Here is a 15,476-nt window from a genome sequence, read left to right as displayed (position 1 = left end):
TTAGCTCCACCATGTGGCCAGGACCGGCCGCAGCTTGAGCGCGTTTTCGCGCGAGAACACCCCGAGGCGCGTTGTCCACCAGATGATCTCCGAGGGGACCGCCGGCACCCAATCCTTGCGCTCGCGCAGCTCCAGGAAGTGCTCCCACTTCATGGGCGCACCCGTCTCCGGGTGCATCAGGTCGTTGGTGAATGGATACGGGTTGAAGGGAAGCCACAGCACGCGGTCTTCCACCCTCCCCTCGGCGCCCTTGGCGGTGCCGTTGGCCCAGCGCTCTTCCTGAAAGTCGAGGTCGTCGTCGAAGCGGTACCAGCGCTTGGCGTAGGACGCTGAGGGCAGGAACACGACGGCCAGCGTCTCGTCCGGCGTGTGCACATTGACGACGAGGTCGGCCGCGTTCGGCGCCACGGTCTTGTTGGTGCCGTGGCCACAGAGCGTCAGGAGGTTTGGCTCGAACACCGTGGAGGTCCACCGCCGGGCCGCCTCTCCCCTGCGATAGAAGATGGCGTCGCGCAGCTTCTTCGGCATCGCCAGCGTCGTGGTGCGGCGCAGGAGGGTGTCGAGCGCTTCGTACTTGCAGCCGTCCACCGGGGCAAGAAGGCACAGTTCCTCGAACTGCGCCGCCGGCATGCCCCAGCCTTGGGCCTTGTGAATGCGGTAACTCATAGCGTTGCTCGCAGGTGGCCGATGATGTCTGCCCACGTCAGGACGCAGGTGGCGAACAGGGCGAGCGCGACAAGCGCGCACGCATCATTGATGAAGGCGCGGGCGGTCACAGCCGAACCTCGCAGCAGGGCATGGGACGGATGACGGCGAACACGCCGGGCTCGACGCAAACCAGGAAGGCGACGTGCTCCAGCAGCCATTCGCGCGTCACGGTCGGTGTGGTGCTGTCGCCGTTCTCGTCGCATCCGAGCACGAGGCCGCGGCCTGCAAGCGGATGCGGGAAGCCGGAGATTTGGAAGAAGTCCCATCGCGGGCCTTTGCCCAGGCCGTCATCGTCGATGAACACCGCGTCGCCGGTGTCATTGAAGCGGGCGGCGTCGAAGCGATCGGCCTTGATGAGGCGGTAAATGTCCTCGACGCTGCCGTCGTGCTCGACTTCCGAAATCGTGAAGGTCTTCGGGTCAATCAGATATGCGCGCATGGTGCGCTCTCCAGGTTTCGGCCCGCGGCATCGCGGGCGGATCGGCGTCGGCTCTGCCGGCCGGCGTCGAGGGCGTCCAAATCGCCCCATGGGTTGGGGGTGACGGTTTGGACGGCCGCGACGTCGAGGGGTGCCAGCGCGTCGCCAGCACCCCGGCGGGTTGCCTCAAGCCGCGGCGCGGTTGTTCGGGTGGTCCTCGTGGTCGGCGAAGGCGGGGCACCCCTGGCGCGCGAGGTGGGAGATTGCGCGCGGCAGGGCCAGCGTTGCGGCCGCGTCGTCCGTCTCGAGTTCGTCCACGGTGAAGCCGTTTTCGGTGCGGTGGTTGTGGATGCCGTTGAGGATGAACGTGCCGGGCTGCGCCGTCTGGGTCGGCATGGCCTCCGGTATGCCGAAACCAACTCCGACAAAGCGAAAGCCGGGCTCCGTTCCCCATGACGCAAAGACGCCGCGGCGGTACATGCTCGGATGCCCGAGGGCGAAGGCGAGGCGAGCGACGTCCACGGGCTGGCCGGCCTCCTTGGCGGTGGTGACGGTGAGCACGCGGCGGGCGTCAGTGACGCCAGCGCCGCCGGCAAGCACCGTCAGGGAGAAACCGGCCTCCTCGATCGCGTCCACGATAGCGGCCACGGTCGCGGCGTATCGGATTAGGTAGCTCTGGTTCACGAATGCCGGCGTTGCGCAATTGCAGATCAGCGTGAGTACGGGGCGGCGGCGGGCCTGGGCGTCGTCCATGCGGCGCATGCTGAGCGGGTTGCCAGCGACAGCGCGCGGGACGCTCGGGGCTGCGCCGGCCACGTCCCAGCGGGCGAGGCGCTGGGCGTGGGCGCGGGTGGCGTTGATGCGGTCGCGGATGCTGGCGACGCGGTCCACTCCGTCTTTCCAGCCATCACGGCAAAGCGCGTGCGCCTGCTCAAAAGACTCGGTGCCGGTGAATTTCACGCTCGCGCCGAAGCACGTTGTCGTCTCCCATTGCCCGGGGGCCTTCCTGGCCTTCCGGCTGGCCATTTCGTCGAACAAGGCCAGCGGGGACGCCCAAAGGCTTGCGGTGGTGTTGGGGTGGACGTCCAGCATGTCGGCGATGCTGGGGGCGTTTCCGGCGATGATCTGAGCAATCCGGGCCATGGTTCGCGCTCCTCAGTTCCGGGCCGCGCGCTCGACGCGCGAACGCTGCTCGCCGTCCATGCCGCGCCAAATCGTCATCTCCTCAACCTCGGCACGGTTCAGGCCGGCGGCGATGAGCTTCGCGCCCATGATGGAAGCGCGCGGGCTGATGACGGCGCGCACCTTCTCGGCGTCGGCGGCCTTGCGGAGGGCTTGGACGCGGTCCGTCCATGCGTCGTCGCCCGCCAAGGCGCGCTCCAGCTTCTCGTCATAGTTCCACTCGATGAAGGCGAAGCGGTCGAGGGTCGCGGCGTCGAGCTGGGAGCGGCCGACGTAGACGCGGTTCGCGCCGCTGCCGAACGTGTTGGCGGTGCCAACGAAACGGAAGTCAGGATGCCGCTTGATCGGCTCGCGCTGGTCGGGGAATGCCATGACGCCATTGGCAAGGGCCGCGTTGATGACCAGCAGCGCGGACGGGTCGGATGCGTCCAACTCGTCGGCAACAAAGACGTGACCATGCTCGAAGGCGTCGCGAAACGGCGTGCTCTGATAGCGGCCGTGGGCGTCGAGGAAGCCGAGGAATTCATGGGCGCCAGTGGCCGCGCCCTGGATGCGGATTTCACGTCCAAGGGCTTCGGCGGCCTGCTCGGCTCCGGTGGTCTTGCCCGATCCGGCGGGACCGACAAGCATCACATGCAAGCCGGCGGCGAGGCTCTTGACGAGGGTCGGGAGCTTCTTGTGTGCGTGCTTCTCGCCTAGATCGCGGTCGCCGTCCGGCGCGCTGATGACGATACGGGTCACGGGCACAAGCTGCGGGAGCTCGTCGCGCATGATCGCGCGCACGCGGTCCTCATCCATGCCGGACGGAAGGGCTGCCAGAACGGCGGGGAGCGCTGCGGTGAGGGCCGCAACAATGCGCTGCGTCTCGGCCTGGGTGGTCGGTGCGGGGGTCATGGTGGCGGGCTCGGCGGGCTCGGTGGTGGGGGCCTTCGTGAAGCGCAAGCGGGATTGCTCCTCGAAGCGCGGGGCGCGCATCGGCTCGGGCTGCGGGGCCGGCGGCGTGATGTCTTCAAGGGCCTTGATGATTTGCTCGGGGGTCCACTCGCCTCCGCGCTGCGCGATCAACCACGCCTCGCCGGCCTCGGCCTGCTTGCGGCCGGTCTGCCCGGATGCGTCGTTGTAGATCGCGGCAAGCGTCGCGGTGGGGAGCGTCGCGAGGTAGGCGCTCGGGATGCCGTAGGCGGCGCGGGCATACTTGCGGGCCGCGTGCCGGTTATCGGTGGTGATGGTGACGCCTCCGCGCGGTCCTAGAAGGCGCTCGGCTGCCTGCATCACGACGCGGTCGGCTTCGCTCGGGGTGTTGGTCATTATGGCGGCTCCAGGTAGTGGGCGCCGCCTGCCAGCGGCGCCCTTCTCTCGTCAGCGGTTGCGGAGGGCGGCGCCGCGGCAAGCCGCTTCAATGAAGCCGCGCGCGCCGGCAGGGGTGCTGAACCAGAAGTCGCCAACGTCGCGGATGCGGCCGGCGTCCTTGGCGCCAACGCGGACGGAAAGGCGGCCGTAGCGGTTGAGGCCCACAACGAACACGTAGGCGGGGGTGTCGAGGCGGAGGAAGGTGGAGCCGACGAAGAGGTTAAGCATGGTGGTGTCTCCAGGTGGTGGGGCCGTCTGCCAACGGCATGCCTTCTCACTACCAATCAACAAGCATGCTTGTAAAGCGATAGTTGGACGCTCTGTCAAAAATAGTTGGACGGGGCGGCCTGAGCTGGTTGCCGGGGTGGTGTCGAACCGCCGTCCGGCCGGGTTCAAAAGCGAGCGGCCGCAAGGGGTTTGCGGTGGTGCTGGTTGGTGGCCGGCGGGCGTTGGACAGGGCCGCGGGCTGCGCCTGGTTGCGATGGTGTCGGGCGCAACGATGACCAAGCCCCGCGCCTCCTCGGGGTGGCGCTGGGGCGCGTCGGCTCAAGATCGCTTGCGCAAGAACCGTGCCGGATTCTGTCAAGGGCCTCGGGCCGGCTGTGAGCAAGTCGGAAACGCGGCCGGGTCCAATGGACTAACGCCAGACGCTCGGACGGCGCATGAAGCCTCCGGCTCGGAGTGCGTTGCCTCCCTCCGCTCCCGGCAGGACGCTGCACGCATTCCACAGTGAGCGAAGCGAGCGAGGACCAGCGCAGCGCGCCAGCGCGCAAGCGGCTGCGGGCGATGCGCGACAGGAGGGCGAGGCGATGGGCGGCGGGGTGCAGGTGATCGCGAGAGCGACGCAGGACGGTGACGGTGAAGGCCTGCTGCCGACGACGCGAGGGCCTTCCGGGCGCAAGCTTGGACGCAAGGCGGAGCGGTTCTTGATCCATCTGGTGTGGGACGGCCTGACGCGGCGTGATGCGGCCGTATTAGCCGAACTGTCCGACCGTCAGTCCTTCCGGCTGCTCGCAGATGCTGACTTCCTGGCGGCCTATCGGGAGGCTGTGAAGGTTCGTCGCAGGTCTGAGGTCGCGCGGACTGTCCATCGTCTCGCTGAGATCAGAGACGGGAAGCACCCGCTCGCCGCAGTTACTGCCGCAAAGACGCTTCTACATGACGCGGAGCGTCTGGAGTCTGAGGGGCAGGCTGCGCAGGCGCCCGGAACACCTTCGGCCGGCTATGTGATCGTTGTTCGAGAGCGCGGACCAGAGACACCGCATCTCCGGGCAACCGAGGCTAAGCCCTTGATCCAACTGCCTGCCGTTCACCCTGACGACGGGCGAACACCGTCTAGCGCCGACGTCCAATCGGATGAGGGCGACGACTGAGCGGCAATCGGCATGGGGCGGCGGCGCCCTGCCCCGCCCGCCGGCCGCACAGCGCGACGTCCCGGGGCGGGCTCGCCCACCGCGGCGGCCGGGTCGAGGGGGTGGGGGCAAAAACCGGGTCGCCATCATCGACCTCCTCCCTCCCCCACGCAATTTTCCCGTCCAAAACATCCGGGGTCGCTCACCACCAGCCCGACCATCTTTCTGGGTGAGGGGCTGGATTATTTTTTGGTCGCCTCTGGTAGCTCCTGGATTGCGCCTTCCACCATCGTCATGGTAGCCATAATGGTGGTTTCTGGTTGAGGAGGTTCGATTGGCCTACATCAAAGAGGCGCCGACGCTGATGCACGCAATCCCGTCGCTGGCGCTCACGCGCCTTCAGCTCGAAATCGCGCACGGCCTGCGGCTGTGGAACAGCATCATCCCGAAGTGCGCGAAGAACGTCGGCCCCGATCCCAAGCGGCCGGGCCACACGCGCTATCTGCACCCGACGAAGGGGTGGCGCTCCGTGTCCAACAAGCGCCTGGGGCTCGCGTGATGCCGGCGCTCAAGGGCTCCACGAACATCGCGGTCGAGCAGTTCGACAGCGCGACGGAGGTGTGCGTGCGCTTCACCTTCGACGAGCTGGACGACGCGAACACGTTCTTCGATCTGGCCACAAAGGCGGTCGAGGAGGGTTCGGTTCATTTCGGCAAGCTCAGCTTTGATGCTGGCAAGCTCACGAAGATTGGAGATTGGAATTGACGTCCAAGCATGAGGTTTCCGTCCGCGCCGGTTTTGTATACTTGGACGAGGTCACGCCGAGCGGCGACGACTCCGGCAAGCACAATCGCCTGCGGCTCGCCGAGCTGTTCCCGAACGAGGCCGAGAAGATCGGCGGCGAGTTGGTGAAGGCGGCCAAGACCGCGAAGAAGCAGCGCCTCGACAAGCTGATCGTCGATCACAGCATCGCGGTGAAGCGCGCCGAGAATGCCATCGCCCAGCGCGACAAGCTCGGCCACGAGCTGAAGCTCGCGCTGACGCCCGAGGCGATTGAGCGCTCCGACAGCCGGACCCCGCCCCTCGATCTTCCGATGGGCGCCGAGCCCCGCGCGTCGGGCCAGACGCTGACGGTGGTCTTCATGGAGGAGCCCGCCGAAATCCCGCCGGCCGCGCTGGCCGCGTTGGGCCTCCCCTGCGCTTCGGTTGGGGGTTGATCGTGGCGGCGTCAGGTTGGATTGGTGTGGACCTCGACGGCACGCTTGCCGAATACCACGGCTGGAAGGGCATCGACCATATCGGCGAGCCGGTGCCGGCGATGCTCGACCGCGTGAAGGCATGGCTCTCCGAAGGCAAGGACGTGCGCATCTTCACCGCGCGCGTCTCGCACGACGGCACTGCCGCCCGGATGATGGACGCCCAGCGCGCCCTCATCCACATCACCAATTGGTTGGTGCAGCACCTCGGCCGCCCCCTGCCGATCACCTGCACCAAAGACTTCGCGATGATCGAGTTGTGGGACGACCGCGCAGTGCAGGTCATCCAGAACGCGGGCGAGCGAGTGTATGTCTCGCCGCCGCAGTTCGATCTCGTCGAGCACCTCCGCCGGCAGCGCGAATTTAGTGAACGCACGTTCGGTCCGGGCGCGCGCACGAAAGGAGTGCTTCAGCACATCCGCAAGGAGCTGGCGGAGATCGAGAGCGAGCCATCCAACGTCACGGAATGGATCGACGTCGCGCTGCTGGCATTCGATGGAGCTTGGCGAGCTGGCCATTCTCCCGAGGCGATTGCGATGGCGCTCGCTGGCAAGCAGAGGCGCAACGAAACGCGGAGGTGGCCTGACTGGCGTACTCAGCCGATGGATGGCGCCATCGAGCATATCCGCTGAGCAGAGGGCGGACCCGTGAACCTCGTCATCCTCATCGGCAACGTCGGGAAAGACCCCGAAATCCGGGCGACCCGCGGTGGCAGCAAGATCGCCAGCTTCTCGCTGGCGACCTCGCGCCCCGGCCCAAAAGACCCAGCCACCGGGGAGCGCAAGAAGGTCGTCCACTGGCACAACGTCGTGGTGTTCAACGAACACCTCGTCACGCTCATCGAGCGATACGTCACCAAGGGCTCGAAGCTCGCTGTGGTTGGCGAGGTCCAGACCCGCAAATGGCAGGACCAGTCCGGCAGCGACCGCTGGACCACCGAAATCGTGTTGGACGGCTTCCGCGGCAACATCGAGTTGCTGGGCGACCCGAAGGGCGATGCCCATGAGGACAGCCGCCCGGCGTCACGCTCATCCAGGAGGCCGGCGAGCGCCGACCTCGACGACGAAATCCCCTTCTGAGGACGCACCATGCCCGCTGAACTCGGCGACAACTCCGGCGCCTTCGCCCGTGACCAGCTCAAGGCTGTGGTCGAGCGCATCGAGCGGCTGGAGGAGGAGAAGAAGGCCCTCTCCGACGACATCAAGGACATCTACGCGGAGGCCAAGGGCAACGGCTTCGACGTCAAGGCGCTTCGCGAAATCATCCGGCTGCGCAAGCAGGACCGCGACAAGCGCCAGGAGCACGAGGCCATCGTCGAGACCTACATGGCCGCACTCGGCATGCTGGCCGACACGCCGCTTGGACGCGCCGCCCTGGAGAGACTGTGATGCAGGAATACACCACGGTCATTGCCGGGCCGCTTGGCGGCGGCATGGCCGACGCAACCAATGCCCGCGTCGATCTTGCCGAGCGCCGGATGCGCCTCGCCCAGCAAGACGTCCTGAACGCCGCCCGGCGCATCGTCCAACTGGAGCGTAGCGAGCGCGAACTCGAAGCGCTCAAGGCGCGCGTCTCCGCGGCTGTCGCCGCGTTCGACGAAATGGCCACCGAAATCGGCGGCTGCGGTAGCGCCTACTGCCTCGTCACCGGCAAGTCGAGCGCGCCTCGACCCGGTGCCGGCTGCTACTGCAACAGCAACATGGGCATATCCCGCATGATGATGGGCGCCGGCCGCCGGCTGCGTGATGCCCTCGCCGAGCCGACAGAGGATGCCGGCGAGAAGCCGTCACCCGACCCCGACTACCTCCTCGAAAACGAACTCGAACGGCGCCGTCTTCGGCGCGAAGACCCCGATCTGGAGTGAGCGCATGATCCTCGCTGCCCAAGACATCCGAGAGCGCGGCATCATCACGCCGTTTCACGAGCGCACGCGCTGCGACGGCATGACCTTCGGCCTCGGCCCGGCCGGCTACGACGTCCGCCTCTGCAACGGCGTGACGCTCGCCCACGATTCGCCCGTCGTTCTCGGCGCCACCTTCGAGTATTTCAAGATGCCGGCCGACGTGCTGGCCTACGTGAAGGACAAGAGCACCTGGGCGCGGCGCGGCCTGTTCGTCCAGAACACCGTGATCGAGCCCGGATGGCGCGGATTCCTGACGCTGGAGCTGACCTACCACGGGCGCGACATGCTGCACGTCCCCGCCGGCACGCCGATTGCGCAGATCATCTTTCACCTGCTGACGCGCCCGACCGACAGCCCCTACTCCGGCAAGTACCAGGACCAGAAGCCCGGCCCGCAGCCGGCGATCCTTGAGACCGACGACGGGGTCAAGATCGAGCACGCGCCTGGAGGCCCCAACCCTTGACCGACAAGAAGATCGTCAGCATCGCCCCAGGCGCCAAGAATGGCTACGATCTGACGCCGGAGCAGACCCGCATGCTGAACGCGCTGGACCAGACCCGGCAGCGCGTCCTTGAGGGGCGCTTACTCTCGGTCGCCATCGCCGGCTACATGGCCGACGACCGCTACATGATCCGGTGGGCCGGCTACAGAGACGCGATGGCCGCGTGCGTTGGGAGCGTCGCCAAGCTGATGCACGATATGTGCGCAGAGTGTGCGGAGGACGATACGCAAAATGGCCCGCGACCCGTCAAGTGATGTCGGCATGAAGCGGGACCAGCACGGCCGGCTCATCTACGAGCCGGACGGCGCGGTCCTCGCCGACTTCGTGCTCGACAATTCCGAGGTGGCCATCATCCAGGGTCCAATGGGCTCCGGGAAGTCCAAGGCCGCCAATATCCGCATCTATCGGCACGCGCGCGAACAGCGCCTCTCCAGGCTCTCCGGCCGGCGGCACTCGCGCTGGGCCGTGGTCCGCAACACCTACCCCGACCTCGAAGGCACGACCATTCGGACGTGGTTGGACACGTTTCCCGAGCACGTCTACGGGAAAATGAAGTGGTCCAAGCCGTTCTACCACCGGATTGAGATTGACGACGTCATCTTGGAGGCCGACTTCCTTGCGCTCGACAAGGAGGAGGACGTCAGAAAGCTACGCTCGGCAGAGTATACAGGCTTCTACATCAACGAAGGCCAGTATATCCCCAAGGTTCTATTTGACGAAATGCACTCCCGCGCCGGCCGCTTTCCTGCGGTGAAGGACGGCGGCACGGAATGGTGCGGCGTCATCATGGACATGAACGCGCCGGAGGACGAGGCGAATTGGGTCGCCATCATGACCGGGCAGGTGCCGTTCCCCGAGCATTGGACGCAGCAGGAGCGCGCCCTGGCCAAATGGCCGGCCGAGTGGAAGTTCTTCATGCAGCCGCCCGGGCTGCTTGAGGACATCGGGCCGGACGGGCTCGTGCGCGGCTACAAGCCGAACCCGAAGGCTGAGAACACGCGCTGGCTGGCGAAGGTCGGCGGCAAGCCCTTCTACATGTCGAAGATCAGCGGCAAGTCGAAGGCGTGGATCGACAGCCGCATCATGAACCGCGTGACCATCTACGCGGACGGCGATCCGGTGTGGCCGCAGTTCCGACTCGAAACCCACGTCATGCGCGAGATGCCGGAGCCCGTCGAGGGCAGCCCCGTTTTCGTGGGCCTGGATTTCGGGAGGTCGCCCGCGGCGGTGTTCTTCCAGAAGATCAACCACCGCGTCGTCGTGCTGTACGAACTCCAGGCGTTCGACTGCGGCGCCCGGCGGTTCATCGCCGACCATTTCGCGCCGGAGGTCGAGCGCCGGTTCGGAGATCGGTTTGAGCTTGAGCTGTGGGGCGACCCGAAGGGCCGCGACCGGACGCAGGCCGATGACGTGACGGCCTTCGATATGTTTGAGGCCAAGGGCTTCCGCGTCCGCCCGGCCCCGGTCAAGGGCAACAACATCGAGACCCGCATCGAGGTTGTCGAGAACCTGCTGTTGGACATGCGGGACGGCATCCCGTGCTTCATGCTCTCCCCGGCCTGCCGGCGCCTCAAGGCGGCCATGGCCGGCAAATACTTCCTCGAAAAATCCAACGATGCGTCCAAGCGCCTCCCCTGCAAGGACGACTACTCGCACCTGCCCGATGCGCTCGGCTACGGCCTACTCGGAGCCGGCGAAGGCGCGCGCATGGTTGGGCGGTCCTCTGGTCGGGCTCGCGCGCCAGCCCGGCTCGCCAAGCCCCGCAGCCTGAGAAAGGTCCAGCCATGGGCGAGATAGTTGGTTGGGCGGCGTTCAACCCCGCGGACTATGAGCCCGCCAACTGGCTCGTCCTGTTTCATCGGACCGGGCGCGGCGACCCCCGCTCACTGTCGTTCAAGCTCGTCGGCACCCTCGCTGCCGGCGAGTTCCGGCACGTCTCGGCGCTCGGCTATGTCGGCGCCGAGACGTGGGTCTATGTCGAGCCCGCGTGGTCCAAGCTCGCAGTCTACGTGATGGACGACGCCGCCATGGGCGCCGCGATGCACCGGCTGTCCGGCGACGTCGCCATCCTCAAGGTCCGCAACCGGCGCGGCGACCTCAAGCCGTCGAGGTGGTTCACCGGACGGTGGTGCGTCCCGACCATTGCCCAGCTCGTCGGCTCCAGCTCTGGTGCGTTGCGGCCAGACGCTCTATGGCGCGATCTGATCTCCGAAGGTGCGGAGATCGTCGTCCATGGGAAGCGTTGTCAGCTCGATTACGGGCGCCCCGAGCAAGAGGATGCAGAGGGCCTACGCCGAGGAGCAGCGGAAGGCCGTTGAGGAGCAGACGGACGCCATCGAGGCCGAGACGAAGCGTCAGCAGGAACTCACGGACGCCGAAAAGCTCGCCCAGACGCGGCAGTTTCTGATCGCCAGCACGAATTCGAGACTGCGCCGCTTTGGTGTCAGCTTGCCGGCGCCATCGGCGCAGTGAGGCGGGCAAATGGCTATGGAAGCTGAGAAGCAGCGGACGAATGACGCGAAGGCGCGCCTCGCCGACGCCAAGCAGATGAAGGCGAAGTTCCTGCCGGACATCGAGGAGTGCTACCGCTTCACGGTTCCGCCCCGGGCTTCGTCGCTTCAGAGCGCAGCGCCGGGCGACGCCTCCACCGCGGACAGCGACCTGAACACGAGCCTTGGACCCGAGGTCTGCGATGACTTCGCGACCATGGTCATTTCGACGTTCCTGCCGGAGACGCAGCAGTGGGCCAGCCGGTCCATCGTCCCTGCGCCCGGAGTGGACCGGAGCGTTGCGAACGAGGCCCAAGCCACGCTTGATGATGGCGACAAGACCATCCGCGCGCTGATCCTCCAGTCGACTTTCTACGAGGAAATCTCCAAGAGCTTCCCGCCAGACATCGGTATCGGCACGGTCGCCGTGCTGATCGAGATGGATCGCCTCTACGACCCGCCGACCGTACGCGGAATCCCGCTCCGCAAGCTCGAAATCAATCTTGGGCCGGACGGCAAGGTCGATGACCGCTTCCTGGTGGACGTTGTCTCGGCCGGCAAGCTCGAAGGCGTCGTGCCGCGGAAGCTCTGGCCAGCGAAAGTCGCCGCGAAGGTCGAGAGCGCGTTCGGGCGGTCCAGCCGGTCGCAGGCCACCGTCGAGTGCGTGTGGGGCTGGTGGCGCGACTGGTCGCGCCGCGATACCGTCGTCTGGACGCATGTTCTGCTTCTGGACGGAGAGCTGGCCGATCACAGGCAGATCGAGGGCGTTGGCTCCTGCCCACTGATTGTCGGGCGCTTCTCCCCGCTGCCCGAGTTCGCCTTCGGCTGGGGTCCGACCATGAAGGCCCTGCCCGATCTGCGCCACGTTGACAAGCTCGCGACCGAGCTGATCCGCGCGGTGGACTTCTCGATTGCCCCGCCCACCACCTACCCCGACGACGCCTTCGTCAACGTCGAGGGTGGCATCGAGAGCGGCATGGCCTATCCGGTACGGCCGGGGGACGAGAAGGCCATCAAGAAAATCTACGAGCCGACCGGATTGGACGCCGGCTACTTCGACGTCCAGGAGCGCGAGCGCCGCGTGAAGCGCCTGCACTTCGTTGATAAGCCGGAGCAGCGCGGCGACACGCCGCCGACCGCGACGCAGTGGACGGATGAGATTGCGCTGACGCAGCGCCGCATCGGCACGCCCGGCCGCGTGTTTTGGTCCGAGTTCGCCGCTGGCGTCTGGGACCGCTTCGCGTTTCTCGCGACCAAGGCCGGCCGCATCCAGCCCGTCGATGCCGGCGTCGGCACCGTCCGCACCATCCCCGACAATCCGGCGCAGCGCGCGCAGGACATGCAGGACGTGTCCAACGCCGCACGCCTCGGCGAGATCGGCGGCGGCCTGTTCCCCGAGGAGTGGAAGGTCACGGTGGACGGCGCGAAGACGCTGAAGAACCTCAAGGAGAAGATCGGCGACACCATCGTCGAATTCCGCTCCAAGGAGGACATCGAGACCGCCGTCGCCCAGATGAGCCAGCTCACGGGCGGCGCCGCGCCCGGCGTCCAACAGGACCAGGGCGCCCTTCTCCAATCCTGATCTCTCAAGGGGACGCTCGTGGCAGACTATTCGCGAGAAGACATCGAAGCGGCGTGGGGCGTGATCGGATCGTCCCCGGCGTGGCCGGCAGCGCGTGAGTTGCTGATGAGCGTCATCCAGAGCGTCCCGTCCGCCGACGTCCCCAGCAGTGCGTTGCACGACATGACCGGCGAGCGGAGGTTGGCGACGCGTCTAATTCGCCTCGCAGAGGATATTTCGCGTGCTCGTCCCGTCCCCGGCAACCGAACCGACCCCGGAGCCCACCCCGACGTCTCAGGCATCCGACCCGCCGCGCGCGGCGGCCGGTCTGCCCGCCTCCGGGCAGGGTGACCCGCCTGCCGGCGCCGCGGGCAGCGACAAGCCCGCGCGCCCCGAGAAGCTGCCCGAGCAGTTTTGGGACGCCGACGCCGGCACCATCAAGCTCGATGACCTCGCTGGGCGCCTCGCCGAGCTTGAGGAGGTCGCCCGCTTGGACGGAGAGCGCAAGGCGCAGATTCCGAAGGCGCCGGGCGAATACACCCTCGACCTTCCTGCTGATCTCAAGCTTCCCGAGGGATACGCCTGGAAAGTCAACAAGGACGACCCGGTCCTTCAGGAGTTCCAGAAGATCGCCCACGAAGCCGGGATGACCAACGCCGACTTCCAGCGCCTCAGCGGTACCTACGCCAAGGCTCTGTCCAGTCAGATCGCTGCGCAGGATGCTGTGCTTGCCGCCGAGTTCAAGAGCCTTGGCGACCGCGCTGCTGAGCGCGTCGGCGCGGTGACCAACGCCATTGGAGCGCAGTTCGGCGCCGAAACCCTGAAGCGACTGACGCCTGTCTTCGATACCGCTGGCGCGGGCGCTCTCGTCGAGGTCTTCGAGGCCTTGCTTGAGGGTCGGCTGAAAAGCTCCGGCTCTCCGACATCCGCCAACGGCGGAGGCTCCGGCGGCGGCGTCTCTGCCGAGCAGTGGGCGGCCATGACGCCCGAACAGAAGATCGATTTCAATCGCCGCGCGGCCGGCGCGAAGTGACGAGGGCCTGACCAATGCCGACTATGACGCTTGTTGAATACGCCAAGGGCGCGCCGGCCGGGCAGGCCAACGTCCCCTATATCGAGATGTTCGCCCGCTCCTCGGACGTCCTCGAAGCGCTTCCGTTCGAAGGCCTGACCGGCCCCGTCTACGAGGGCACCAAGTCGGCCGCTCTGCCGTCCGTTGCCTTCCGCGGCATCAATGAAAACTCGACCTCCGGCCTTGGCCGCGTCGAGACCTACCAGGAAGCGACCTATGTCGTTGACCACGACATTGACGTGGACGACGCCATCATTCGCCGCAATGGCATGGAGCGCCGCACTCGCGAGGAAGCTCTGGCCATGACGGCGCTCGGCCGCCTGTTCCTGGACACCTTCATCAAGGGCGACAACACCACGAACCCGCGCGAGTTCTCCGGCCTCCAGAAGCGGTGCGATCAGTATTCCAACCGCAAGCTGGCTGCTGGCTCCACCTCCGGCGGCGACGCGCTGTCGCTCTCGAAGCTCGATGAGGCCATCAACCGCGTGAACGCCGGCACCGGGCGCAAATACATCATCGCCCCGCTGGCCATGCGCCCGCGCTTCATCGCCGCCGCGCGCAACACCAACCTGACCGGCTTCGTCACCCAGACCTGGGACGACATCGGCCGGCCGAAGACCTCCTACGCCGGCATCCCCATCCTGTTCGGCTACGAGCCGGACAAGCACGCGACGTTCATGCCGTTCACCGAGGCGTGCCCCGGCGGCGGCGCGACCGGCGCGTCCATCTACGTTGTCGCCCTTGGCGGCGACCGCGTGCGCGGCATCCAGCTCAAGGAGATGGGCGCCGAGGATGTTGGCCGCGTCCTCACCGGTACGAAGCCGGTCTACCGCACCCACGTCAGTTGGGATGTGGGCATCGTTGACGAGCACGATTACGGCGTGTGCCGGCTGTGGGGCGTGAAAGACGCCGCCATCGTCGCGTAACGTCGAAGGGAGGTTTCCGTGGGCTCCAAGTTCTACAACTTCGACGCCGAGTTCCTGTTCAAGGACTCCTACGCCGTCACCGCTTCGGCGGCGGCGCAGGTGGCGAGCGCGGCCAAGATCATCGACGTAGGCGCCGCGCGCGTGGACGCGACGATGGTCGTTGACGTCTCGGCCATCGACATTTCGTCCTCGGACGAGGCGTACAAGATCGTCGTCCAGGGCTCGACCAGTCCGACGTTCGCGTCCAACATCGAGAACCTCGCGGTCCTCGATCTCGGCAAGTCCGCCGCCCGCCTTGCCGGCGCCAAGGACAGCGTGGCCGGCCGCTACGAGCTGTTCTTCACGAATCAGCAGGCGGACGTCACCTACCCCTACCTGCGCGTCTACACCGTCTGCGCTGGCACAACGCCGTCCATCACCTACACGGCGTTTGGTGCGCCGGATGCGAGCATCTGACCATGCCGATCAAAACCACGCTCTACCACCAGAAGGACCCCAGCGCAGCGCCGATTGAGGTGTTCTCGATCGACGCCGCCGAGATCGTCCGGACCTCGCCGCTGGAGTGGGGCTACCGCCAGCCGAAGCCTGAGGCAGCGGAAGCGCCTGCTGCGAAGCCCTCCCGCCCCACCCTCAAATTCAAGCCGGTGCCGGAGCCTGAACCGCCCGCCGGAGACGCTGCCGGCGATGCCGCTGGCGAGGACCCCGGCGCAAGCTGACGCGGGTGGGAGGCGATAGTCGTCTCGCCCGGCTCATACCC

The 15,476-nt window shown here is 66.7% G+C and carries 23 protein-coding genes; 18 read left to right on the top strand and 5 right to left on the bottom strand.

Features of this window, described 5'->3' with window-relative positions:
- The 5 genes from BLTE_RS06680 to BLTE_RS06660 all read right to left on the bottom strand — a co-directional run bounded on the left by BLTE_RS06680 (nt 1) and on the right by BLTE_RS06660 (nt 3,886).
- A complete protein-coding gene (locus BLTE_RS06680) occupies nt 1–666 on the bottom strand; it encodes a hypothetical protein (RefSeq protein WP_126398710.1) in 666 nt (221 codons plus the stop codon).
- Between the two features lie 106 nt (nt 667–772).
- Nucleotides 773–1,147, bottom strand: coding sequence for a DUF3846 domain-containing protein (locus BLTE_RS06675; protein ID WP_126398708.1), 375 nt, complete (start codon nt 1,145–1,147; stop codon nt 773–775).
- Nucleotides 1,148–1,312: 165 nt separating this feature from the next.
- Complete coding sequence (locus BLTE_RS06670) at nt 1,313–2,269, bottom strand: DUF7192 family protein (RefSeq protein WP_126398706.1); 957 nt, start codon at nt 2,267–2,269, stop codon at nt 1,313–1,315.
- Between the two features lie 12 nt (nt 2,270–2,281).
- Nucleotides 2,282–3,616 (bottom strand): AAA family ATPase, encoded by a 1,335-nt coding sequence (locus tag BLTE_RS06665; protein ID WP_126398704.1) that lies wholly within the window; start codon nt 3,614–3,616, stop codon nt 2,282–2,284.
- Nucleotides 3,617–3,667: 51 nt separating this feature from the next.
- Nucleotides 3,668–3,886: a hypothetical protein gene (locus tag BLTE_RS06660; RefSeq protein WP_126398702.1), complete on the bottom strand. Its 219-nt coding sequence runs from the start codon at nt 3,884–3,886 to the stop codon at nt 3,668–3,670.
- Nucleotides 3,887–4,467: 581 nt separating this feature from the next.
- Here BLTE_RS06660 and BLTE_RS06655 point away from each other — a divergent pair.
- From BLTE_RS06655 to BLTE_RS06570, 18 genes are all read left to right on the top strand, one after another.
- Nucleotides 4,468–5,031, top strand: coding sequence for a hypothetical protein (locus BLTE_RS06655; protein WP_126398700.1), 564 nt, complete (start codon nt 4,468–4,470; stop codon nt 5,029–5,031).
- A 313-nt stretch (nt 5,032–5,344) separates the two neighbouring features.
- The gene (locus BLTE_RS06650) at nt 5,345–5,569 is read left to right on the top strand and encodes a hypothetical protein (protein ID WP_126398698.1); all 225 of its coding nucleotides are present in this window, start codon (nt 5,345–5,347) and stop codon (nt 5,567–5,569) included.
- Nucleotides 5,569–5,775: a hypothetical protein gene (locus BLTE_RS06645; RefSeq protein WP_126398695.1), complete on the top strand. Its 207-nt coding sequence runs from the start codon at nt 5,569–5,571 to the stop codon at nt 5,773–5,775. The genes BLTE_RS06650 and BLTE_RS06645 overlap by 1 nt, the downstream gene beginning before the upstream one ends.
- On the top strand, nt 5,772–6,227 hold the full coding sequence (locus BLTE_RS06640; RefSeq protein WP_126398693.1) for a hypothetical protein: 456 nt from the start codon (nt 5,772–5,774) through the stop codon (nt 6,225–6,227). Before BLTE_RS06645 ends, BLTE_RS06640 begins: the two co-directional genes overlap by 4 nt.
- Before the next feature lie 2 nt (nt 6,228–6,229).
- The gene (locus BLTE_RS18455) at nt 6,230–6,898 is read left to right on the top strand and encodes a dATP/dGTP pyrophosphohydrolase domain-containing protein (protein ID WP_244600196.1); all 669 of its coding nucleotides are present in this window, start codon (nt 6,230–6,232) and stop codon (nt 6,896–6,898) included.
- Nucleotides 6,899–6,913: 15 nt separating this feature from the next.
- Nucleotides 6,914–7,345, top strand: a complete 432-nt coding sequence (gene ssb / locus BLTE_RS06630; protein WP_126398691.1) for a single-stranded DNA-binding protein — start codon at nt 6,914–6,916, stop codon at nt 7,343–7,345.
- 9 nt (nt 7,346–7,354) lie between these two features.
- Entirely contained in the window at nt 7,355–7,654 is a 300-nt protein-coding gene (locus BLTE_RS06625) for a DUF2312 domain-containing protein (RefSeq protein ID WP_126398689.1), read from the top strand.
- The gene (locus tag BLTE_RS06620) at nt 7,654–8,130 is read left to right on the top strand and encodes a hypothetical protein (protein ID WP_126398687.1); all 477 of its coding nucleotides are present in this window, start codon (nt 7,654–7,656) and stop codon (nt 8,128–8,130) included. The genes BLTE_RS06625 and BLTE_RS06620 overlap by 1 nt, the downstream gene beginning before the upstream one ends.
- Nucleotides 8,131–8,134: 4 nt before the next feature.
- A complete protein-coding gene (locus BLTE_RS06615; protein ID WP_126398685.1) occupies nt 8,135–8,632 on the top strand; it encodes a dCTP deaminase in 498 nt (165 codons plus the stop codon).
- The gene (locus BLTE_RS06610) at nt 8,629–8,925 is read left to right on the top strand and encodes a hypothetical protein (RefSeq protein ID WP_126398683.1); all 297 of its coding nucleotides are present in this window, start codon (nt 8,629–8,631) and stop codon (nt 8,923–8,925) included. The genes BLTE_RS06615 and BLTE_RS06610 overlap by 4 nt, the downstream gene beginning before the upstream one ends.
- Entirely contained in the window at nt 8,903–10,468 is a 1,566-nt protein-coding gene (locus BLTE_RS06605; protein ID WP_126398681.1) for a hypothetical protein, read from the top strand. The genes BLTE_RS06610 and BLTE_RS06605 overlap by 23 nt, the downstream gene beginning before the upstream one ends.
- Complete coding sequence (locus tag BLTE_RS06600) at nt 10,456–10,989, top strand: hypothetical protein (protein WP_126398679.1); 534 nt, start codon at nt 10,456–10,458, stop codon at nt 10,987–10,989. Before BLTE_RS06605 ends, BLTE_RS06600 begins: the two co-directional genes overlap by 13 nt.
- Nucleotides 10,949–11,143: a hypothetical protein gene (locus tag BLTE_RS06595; protein WP_126398677.1), complete on the top strand. Its 195-nt coding sequence runs from the start codon at nt 10,949–10,951 to the stop codon at nt 11,141–11,143. The genes BLTE_RS06600 and BLTE_RS06595 overlap by 41 nt, the downstream gene beginning before the upstream one ends.
- Before the next feature lie 9 nt (nt 11,144–11,152).
- Entirely contained in the window at nt 11,153–12,742 is a 1,590-nt protein-coding gene (locus BLTE_RS06590; RefSeq protein ID WP_126398675.1) for a portal protein, read from the top strand.
- Between the two features lie 220 nt (nt 12,743–12,962).
- Nucleotides 12,963–13,754 carry a hypothetical protein gene (locus BLTE_RS06585; protein ID WP_126398673.1) on the top strand — a complete coding sequence of 264 codons (792 nt, stop codon included), beginning with the start codon at nt 12,963–12,965 and terminating at the stop codon, nt 13,752–13,754.
- A 23-nt stretch (nt 13,755–13,777) separates the two neighbouring features.
- A complete protein-coding gene (locus BLTE_RS06580) occupies nt 13,778–14,719 on the top strand; it encodes a major capsid protein (protein WP_126398671.1) in 942 nt (313 codons plus the stop codon).
- Nucleotides 14,720–14,737: 18 nt separating this feature from the next.
- Nucleotides 14,738–15,175, top strand: a complete 438-nt coding sequence (locus BLTE_RS06575; RefSeq protein ID WP_126398669.1) for a hypothetical protein — start codon at nt 14,738–14,740, stop codon at nt 15,173–15,175.
- A 2-nt stretch (nt 15,176–15,177) separates the two neighbouring features.
- Nucleotides 15,178–15,435, top strand: a complete 258-nt coding sequence (locus BLTE_RS06570) for a hypothetical protein (protein ID WP_126398667.1) — start codon at nt 15,178–15,180, stop codon at nt 15,433–15,435.
- The last annotated feature ends 41 nt before the right edge of the window (nt 15,436–15,476 follow it).

Origin of the sequence: Blastochloris tepida (assembly GCF_003966715.1) — a bacterium.
GTDB classification, from domain to species: domain Bacteria; phylum Pseudomonadota; class Alphaproteobacteria; order Rhizobiales; family Xanthobacteraceae; genus Blastochloris; species Blastochloris tepida.
The sequence above is the reverse complement of the archived record's forward strand: the minus strand, read 5'-3'. Positions and strand labels throughout refer to the sequence as shown.

Coding starts and splice junctions, on each gene's coding strand:
- BLTE_RS06570 (WP_126398667.1), top strand. CDS start 15,178: ATGCCGATCAAAACCACGCTCTACCACCAGAAGGACCCCAGCGCAGCG.
- BLTE_RS06655 (WP_126398700.1), top strand. CDS start 4,468: ATGGGCGGCGGGGTGCAGGTGATCGCGAGAGCGACGCAGGACGGTGAC.
- BLTE_RS06605 (WP_126398681.1), top strand. CDS start 8,903: ATGGCCCGCGACCCGTCAAGTGATGTCGGCATGAAGCGGGACCAGCAC.
- BLTE_RS06670 (WP_126398706.1), bottom strand. CDS start 2,269: ATGGCCCGGATTGCTCAGATCATCGCCGGAAACGCCCCCAGCATCGCC.
- BLTE_RS06645 (WP_126398695.1), top strand. CDS start 5,569: ATGCCGGCGCTCAAGGGCTCCACGAACATCGCGGTCGAGCAGTTCGAC.
- BLTE_RS06625 (WP_126398689.1), top strand. CDS start 7,355: ATGCCCGCTGAACTCGGCGACAACTCCGGCGCCTTCGCCCGTGACCAG.
- BLTE_RS06600 (WP_126398679.1), top strand. CDS start 10,456: ATGGGCGAGATAGTTGGTTGGGCGGCGTTCAACCCCGCGGACTATGAG.
- BLTE_RS06595 (WP_126398677.1), top strand. CDS start 10,949: ATGCAGAGGGCCTACGCCGAGGAGCAGCGGAAGGCCGTTGAGGAGCAG.
- BLTE_RS06620 (WP_126398687.1), top strand. CDS start 7,654: ATGCAGGAATACACCACGGTCATTGCCGGGCCGCTTGGCGGCGGCATG.
- BLTE_RS06660 (WP_126398702.1), bottom strand. CDS start 3,886: ATGCTTAACCTCTTCGTCGGCTCCACCTTCCTCCGCCTCGACACCCCC.
- BLTE_RS06615 (WP_126398685.1), top strand. CDS start 8,135: ATGATCCTCGCTGCCCAAGACATCCGAGAGCGCGGCATCATCACGCCG.
- BLTE_RS06590 (WP_126398675.1), top strand. CDS start 11,153: ATGGCTATGGAAGCTGAGAAGCAGCGGACGAATGACGCGAAGGCGCGC.
- BLTE_RS06580 (WP_126398671.1), top strand. CDS start 13,778: ATGACGCTTGTTGAATACGCCAAGGGCGCGCCGGCCGGGCAGGCCAAC.
- BLTE_RS06680 (WP_126398710.1), bottom strand. CDS start 666: ATGAGTTACCGCATTCACAAGGCCCAAGGCTGGGGCATGCCGGCGGCG.
- BLTE_RS06675 (WP_126398708.1), bottom strand. CDS start 1,147: ATGCGCGCATATCTGATTGACCCGAAGACCTTCACGATTTCGGAAGTC.
- BLTE_RS06665 (WP_126398704.1), bottom strand. CDS start 3,616: ATGACCAACACCCCGAGCGAAGCCGACCGCGTCGTGATGCAGGCAGCC.